Below are 7,621 nucleotides of genomic sequence, written 5' to 3'. Positions count from 1 at the left end.
TGCGTGCTTATTTTTAATAAATCCCTCCATTTGGGGAGATTTTAGTTCAAATGAACAATATTTGGTTTTGTATCCATCCTTAAGTTGATGGGCATGGGCCTCACCATACCATTTCGGGAAAATTGTACGTTTAGACACAATTTAGACACATTTTACCGATTCCGTATTTACATAGGGAATCGGTAATGGGTGTTAGTATCTATTTCTTACATATTTTGTTCGCAAAGGTCTTAAATGATGAATCGATGTTTTTTTCTGTACATTCCAGATATAATCACCTGTTAATGCAATATGTTCCCAACCTAATGGAGAAATGTGTTGCACATATTCTTCTGGAATTTCCATTCCTTGAGATCGTAATAATTCAATCGCCTTTTCGATATACACTGTATTCCAAATGACAATTACAGAAATTAATAACTGCAGACCATTCACTCGATGCAATTGATCTTCATAAGAACGATCACGTATTTCTCCTAATCGATGAAAACACACGGCTCGTGCAAGCGAATGTTTCGCTTCTCCTTTATTGAGTCCGACTTGAACTCGCCTTCTCAGTGCAGGGTCTTGCAGCCATTCTAATGTATATAATGTTCTTTCTATACGTCCAATTTCTCGTAATGCTACCGCTAAACTATTTTGCCGTGGATAAGATGCTAACTTTTTTAAAATAAGCGATGCAGTAACCGTTCCATTTTGCACAGAACTGATTAATCTCAATAATGCATCCCAGTTGTCTCGTATATGTTTCATTTGTATGGTGCCGCCAATCATAAAGTTTAGCTCTGGATAATAGGTAGGCTTGTCGATTGTATAAATTTTCGTCTTATCTATACTTTTAATTCTCGGAGAGAATCGAAACCCTAACATATGACACATAGCAAATACATGATCTACAAATCCAGCAGCATCCGTATAATGTTCTTCAATTCTAGTATCGGCTTCATGGTATAATAATCCGTCTATAATATGAGGCGCTTCCTCAGAAGAACTAATGACTTGAGCATAAAAAGGATCGTATTGGTCTGAAATATGAGTATAGAAGTTTAGGCCAGGATCTCTTCCATGTTTGGCATTCACTTGAGCTAATGGACTAGAAGCACCACTTGACCTAAAATATTGTCCATCTGAAGAAGAAGTGGTTCCATTGCCCCAATGGGCAGCATGCCTATTTTGCCGTTGAAAATTTGATAAGACTCCCAGAGCTTTTGTATAATTTTCATCACTGATATACCAATCTACTATCCAAGCAAGTTGTGTATAGGTAACAGTAGGACATGCATCAGCCATTTTACTTAATCCAAGATTAATCCCCTCGGCTAAAATCGCCGCAAATAATGCAGTTTCATCTTTTGGCCCTGTTTTTGTATGAAGATGTACAAACTGTTGACTAAAACGGGTCCAAGAGTCTACTTCTACTAATAGTTCTGTTAATTTAATACGTGGTAATACATCATAAATAGCCCTTGTAATATCCGCCACATCGTCTGGAACATCCTTTTTTAAAGATGGAATTTGGATGTGACCGCCATAAACAGAAACATCCGATAATTCTTGGTTTCGAATGAGTTGATTTACCATTGTTAATTGTTCTTGCATCAATCCGCATCGATTTTGTAAATATTCATCTACATTTGTAGCAATAGACAATGGAATTTGTTGTTTTCTTTTGATTTCTTCCCAGGTTTGTACTGGTAATAAGTACTCATCAAAGTTTTTGTATTGTTTGCTTCCTGGTACCCATATATCTCCCGAACGAAGGTGATTACATAATTCTGTCCATACACTAAATTCATAGTAATGACGGTCAATGCCATCTTCTTTTAAAACATGTTTCAACCATTTTGATTTTATAAAATCCATGGGAGCAAATTCAGGAACTTTTCTTTTTTTAGATGTATTCAGTTCCTTTAAGATTTCAAGTGCTTCACATAATGTTTGGGTGATACCAGAAGATTGAAACGTATAAATCTGTAAAAGTCGGGGGGCAAACTTGCGAAATTGTCCATAATAGGTATCCAGTAATTCTAAATAATCGAATTCTGCAGGCCTCGCCAACGCTTCCGCTTGTTCTACCGAATAAACAAATTGGTCCCATGGTATAACAGCTTGTAAAGATACAAAAGGATCTTGTTCCCTTTCTTTTGCTTCAATTAAAACTTTCCCAAGCTTTGCAAATAAACGGATTTTCTCATTAATTAATTTTCCGTCATTTTGAAACGAATCGTTATGTATTTTTTCTCCTCTTTTAAACATGCGCCCAAGTAATTTTTCATTTACATATAAACCTTGGTCGATTAAAAAAGCATAAATATGAATTAAAAATGCCATTAAAGTTGCATACCGTTTCATGGAATGGAATCGAGACAAATGTTGGGTGGAATATCGAGAGCCTTCCCTAGCTAATTGTAGTAATCTATTTTGGTGAATCTCTTGTCCGTTTTCTAATGGTAATGCGAGCCTTTGAATAAATTGAACGCGATCTAATATTTTATGAAAATTTTTAAGAGAAACCGTCCCAGGTGGTTTTCGTAACCAGGATAAATTCGTAATATGTTTATCTGCAGACTTTGTTAATAGCTGGTCTAATTGTAAAAGTTGTTGTGGAGATAACGCTTTTGTTAATTTTTTAAACGTTCGCCTTTCTGCACGTTCACATACCGCCCAAACTAAATGTTCTACGGCATACATGGCAGGAAGAATGATTTTTCTTTTTCGCATTTCTTGTATCAAAAGATCAACTAAGACTAGACCTTTCTCGGTTCCCATAGCAGTTGGAAGAAGCCAATTTGCTAATTCTCGATATTCTCGTAAGGTAAAAGAACGGAATCCAAAATGTTTTCGAATTTTGCTGATGTGTTCTCTCCTTGTTGTATCGCGAATTTTCGCATAATTATGTATAGCTGCAGGAACGATTCCTAATCTTTTTGCAAGCAATGATACAAGGAAATCGGGTATTTTTTCTCCAGAAGCGAATGGGCGCCCAGGGAATCGTAAATACGCCAGTTGAAACGCAAAACCTAATTGATTCGTTGCTCCACGTTGTTGACGGATGATTTGTATATCTTCTTCAGATAATGTATAGTATCGTATCCGCTCTCGTTCACTCACCTGGTCTGATAATTTATAAAAGTATTCTCGTTGCGTTTGAGTCAGAACTTCTCTCGTCGCCATCTGAACATCCTCCTACTTTTGTAAATAACGATACACCGTTGTACGAGAAATTTTTAATATTTGCGCAATATCTTTGATTGGGGTTTTCTTAGACACGAGTGTTTGTATCATTTGTTGTTCTTTTTCTCCTAACTTTTCAGGTCTTCCACCAAAACGTCCCCGAGCCCTTGCAGCAATTCTTCCCGCTTCTGTCCGTTCACGAATGAGGTTTCTTTCAAATTCTGCAAAAGAAGCAAATAAGTGAAACATCAATTGTCCTGTAGCGCTAGAGCGATCCATCGTGATATTTTCTTGTACACTATAGAAACTAACACCCTGTTCATTTAATTCATTTACAATTTGGATAAGATGATGCATCGTTCTTCCCAAACGATCAAGTCGCCAGACTACAAGAGAATCACCAGGTCTCACATATTGAAGAGCTTTTTCAAGGCCGGGCCTTTTTCCGGCGATGCCACTCAACTTATCTTCAAATATTTCATCACATCCATACGCCTTTAAAGCATCTATTTGTAAATCCAAATTTTGATCTACAGTTGATACACGAACATAACCAATTTTCAATTTATAGTCTCTCCCTGTTCAATAATTTAATTTTAGATAGATATCTGAACATACATAATTGTACACTGTTTATGGACACGATAATAGGAAAAATTGTAGTGTTTTTTACTAAAAAATAAAGTGTACAGAAATATACAATTTTCTGTACACAAAAAAAGAACCTAACCTTTTGCTGATTACTCCTTTCATTATAAAAAGTTTATCAACTAGAGAAGCGATTAAATTTTACATATTTTAATGTTCTCTAGCATAAGGTGAAAACTAGTATTACATTTATTATGTATAAAGGAGAGATAGAATATGGCTTTAAATGCACAAGCACAATTTTTATCTATTTTAGAATTAACAAAAGGCTTATTAGAAAATAGTCCAAAACGCTTGCAACACCTAGAAGTATTCCCATTTCATCATGTTGAAGGAGATAGTCTAAGATATGTACGAACACCTGAATTGACCCCAGCATCTATTATTGGGTTTGGAGATCCAATCCCAGACAATACAACAATCCCAGATGAGCCAATCACATTCCCTATGAGTGAATTAGCTACTAGTTTTTTAGTTGCATATAAAGGACAAGATATCTATTCGTATACAAATGATTTGGTTAAACTCGAAGAGCATTTAGCTACACGTCAGTTATTATATAAATTTAGTGAGCAATTAGAATCTGGATCCAATGGTTTTCTCGGGTTTACACAACTTATCAAACCAAGTAACGTCACAGATCTAAATGGTAATACCTTAAAATTAGAGGATTTAGATCGTGCTAAGGGTCAAATTCGTGTGAAAGAAGGCGAATCTGGCGTTATTTTCACCAATCAATCAGGTTATGAACAGATTAGAAAAGCTTATTATAATAGAGATCAAATTCCACCAGTAATAGATGGAAAATCTTCTTTTGATGGCTGGAAGATTTATATCAATGATTTTCAACCAACACATTGTATAAAAGATAAATCAACTACAAATATTTGGTTTGCATCATTAGGAACAGATGCCTTACATGGGATTATTCCAGAAAATGTAGGGGATAATATGTTTGTCACTAGAAAAACGGTTCGCACAGAAGGATCTGAAATTGTTGTACACAAAACATGGCCAGTGGGACTTGCGTTAGGATCTCAAGCGGCACTTGCTAGTGTGAAAAATGTAGCAATATAATAGAGTCCTTTGTATAAAAGATAAATTTTTAACACCTGATTGATGCATTAAAAAATTTATAGTAGGAGTCTAAAAATGAACAATCAAAAATCTCCGATGTTTATTTATACACATGGGCTCAATCAAATAGATAAGGATGAACAACACCCAAAATCCCGCGTTAAAAATAAAATAAACATACAAAAACAGATTCAACACTTTCAAAACTTGTCTTTATGTGCCCTTTTATCTAGTGATATTTTTGTAGATAAAACGGTATTAACTGGGGGAAGTGTTTTGAACTTAGTTTATAATGTTCATAATAGAGTTTCTGTAGATTTAGATTTATCTTTAGAATCCCCCATATTACCTCATGAATATGTGAGATTAGAAACTGAATTGGAGAAAAATTTTGATGAGGCTTTTTCAAAAGAAAAGTATAAAGTATTAAACTCAAGATTAGAGATTAGAAGTCTAAATTTACATAATAAATTTTCATCTGAAAATTTATTCGACCCTAAAGAAATTCTTTATAAATATACTTTTCAGCTCATGGATTTACATGAATATGAAGAAATATGTAATCACCCTGGTAGTACCAAGGAACAAAAAGAGGCTCGATGCAAAGATAGCATTATAATGTTACCAAATAAAAAGAAATTTTTTGAGATTGACTTTAAATGGGAAGGACCAATTATAGAAAAACAGGAATATAAAATCCATAACTATACATTGGAAGCTCCTTCTCCTTTTATTTTATTATGTAAAAAAATGATAGGAATTCTAGCACATTCACCTCATATAGGGGATACACCAGAAAAATTTAAACGAGCAAGATCGCAGGATTTTTTTGATATCCATTCACTTATTGATGCTCAAATGATACACCTACAAGACTTAATACAACCTAATCATTTAAGCATATTTCAAACAATGCTTACGGAGAAAAATATAGAAACCTCTTCACTCAAGGATTTAAAAAAACATCGTGAATTTCATCAAAGTAACTTCACTGATTCTGTACGAAATATGAGTTTATTTCCATTGAAAAGTTTTGAGTATTATTTTGATTGTATCATTCATCTCATAGATTATATGTATCCTTTTTTAACTACATTAAAATCTGTACAATCTCCACATAGCTAAATCTCTATAATATTCTAAAATAAACTAATGTTAATGTTTTTCATCCTTAACAAGTAGCGATTTTATACAATTCCTTTTGCCGTTTCTAATTTACAAAAAGTACACCAGCGCTTATTCATGGAGAACAAGCGTTGGTGTATTTTAAAAAGGAGAATGAAATGAAATATATATGGGATAAACCAACTGCATTCATTTTAGATACGAATATTTGGTTGAATTTTTTAAATGGAAGCGAACAAGGAGTTCAGACTTTTCGAAAAATGGAGGAATTAATAGCTGCGAATAAAATTATTTTATTTGCTCCAGAACAAGTCTTACTAGAATGGAATCGTCACTATACAAGTATCCTACAGCAAAAGCTCACAACTACAAAAGAGACATTGGATCAAGCTAAATCGTTTATTAAATACTTTTATGAACCTACCGATAATTCGTATCACCAGTCATTAGAAAAGATCGAATCTCAAATACATTTAAATACAAATATCCAAAACCCATCTCTATGTAAAGATATTGAGCACTTGATAAAAAACAAAGTAACACCAATAAAGTTAACAAATCCACAATTAAAAACCATGGTGATTGAGTTTGGATTACAAAAAAAGAAACCCTTTGGACACAAAAACAGTATGGGGGATGCTGTGATTTTCTTTAGTATGTATGAACATTTCTCAAATAAATTTAACAATAACAATCAATGTGATTACGATCAAATATATTTTGTTACAAATGATGTGCATGATTTTAGTGAGGGAACAGATGATGAAAAACGTCATATCCTTCATCATGATTTAAAAGAATTAGCAGATGAAATCGATTTAAATTATTCAGATGACATACATACAACAATTAATTTATTAAAAACCAAAAAAACATTCAATGTGTAGTATGGGATTTAGATAATACTATATGGAATGGAGATTTAAGAAAAGAAGAAACTATAACATTAAGAGAAAATACCTTGCAAACGATTCAGTCTCTTCATAATTTGGGTATCATACAGTCTATTGCTAGTAAAACTGACTATACTAAGGGATTAGCCAAGCTAAAGCAACTTGGAATAGAAAAATACTTCGTATTACCACAATTAAGTTCTAACAACAAATCAACTTCAATTAAAAAGATTGCTAGGTTGTTTCATATTAAATTACAAAAAATTGTATTCATTGATAATGATATTTTAGAACTAAAAGAAGTTTCTTCTAAACTTCCACAAGTTACTTGCATTAATGCTACAAAATATGGAGGAGATATATACAAACAAGTAAAAAAGATAATAAATTCTGTTGAAAAATTTTAAAGTTTGTATGTTAATTAGAACGATATGTACCTTTTTTGCTAAAAGAGAATGCAATATAAAGTACATTGGAAACTATAGAGTACTTCCATTCTTCATGTAGAATTTTGTAATTGTTTTACATGAAGGATTTTTTTGCAGGGTTAAAATGTGTCTAAATTGTGTCTAAACGTACAATTTTCCCGAAATGGTATGGTGAGGCCATGCCCATCAACTTAAGAATTTTCACTACCCCCAAGTACCAAAAAACGTTATTCTTTCTTACATAATATAAATGAGAAAGGGTGACGTTTTTTTATG

Annotated in this window: 6 protein-coding genes; 4 read left to right on the top strand and 2 right to left on the bottom strand. The window is 33.2% G+C overall.

Annotated features, from left to right (window positions below):
* Positions 1-192 precede the first annotated feature (192 nt).
* Both ASE54_RS26750 and ASE54_RS26745 read right to left on the bottom strand, forming a co-directional pair.
* Positions 193-3,174 (bottom strand): Tn3 family transposase, encoded by a 2,982-nt coding sequence (locus tag ASE54_RS26750; protein WP_000235461.1) that lies wholly within the window; start codon positions 3,172-3,174, stop codon positions 193-195.
* 12 nt (positions 3,175-3,186) lie between these two features.
* Positions 3,187-3,738, bottom strand: a complete 552-nt coding sequence (locus tag ASE54_RS26745; RefSeq protein ID WP_000690668.1) for a recombinase family protein — start codon at positions 3,736-3,738, stop codon at positions 3,187-3,189.
* 300 nt (positions 3,739-4,038) lie between these two features.
* On the opposite strand from ASE54_RS26745, the gene ASE54_RS26740 reads away from it, so the two are divergent.
* The 4 genes from ASE54_RS26740 to ASE54_RS26725 all read left to right on the top strand — a co-directional run bounded on the left by ASE54_RS26740 (position 4,039) and on the right by ASE54_RS26725 (position 7,324).
* Complete coding sequence (locus ASE54_RS26740; protein WP_001196890.1) at positions 4,039-4,899, top strand: hypothetical protein; 861 nt, start codon at positions 4,039-4,041, stop codon at positions 4,897-4,899.
* A 75-nt stretch (positions 4,900-4,974) separates the two neighbouring features.
* Positions 4,975-6,024 (top strand): nucleotidyl transferase AbiEii/AbiGii toxin family protein, encoded by a 1,050-nt coding sequence (locus ASE54_RS26735; protein ID WP_001064652.1) that lies wholly within the window; start codon positions 4,975-4,977, stop codon positions 6,022-6,024.
* Positions 6,025-6,182: 158 nt separating this feature from the next.
* Positions 6,183-6,911 carry a PIN domain-containing protein gene (locus ASE54_RS26730; protein WP_103656266.1) on the top strand — a complete coding sequence of 243 codons (729 nt, stop codon included), beginning with the start codon at positions 6,183-6,185 and terminating at the stop codon, positions 6,909-6,911.
* Positions 6,881-7,324, top strand: a complete 444-nt coding sequence (locus ASE54_RS26725) for an HAD-IIIC family phosphatase (RefSeq protein WP_319018151.1) — start codon at positions 6,881-6,883, stop codon at positions 7,322-7,324. Before ASE54_RS26730 ends, ASE54_RS26725 begins: the two co-directional genes overlap by 31 nt.
* Positions 7,325-7,621: the final 297 nt, after the last annotated feature.

The organism is Bacillus sp. Root131 (assembly GCF_001429475.1).
In the GTDB taxonomy this organism is placed as follows: domain Bacteria; phylum Bacillota; class Bacilli; order Bacillales; family Bacillaceae_G; genus Bacillus_A; species Bacillus_A thuringiensis_S.
Note: the sequence above shows the minus strand (reverse complement) of the source record. Positions and strands in the feature narration are given on the sequence as shown.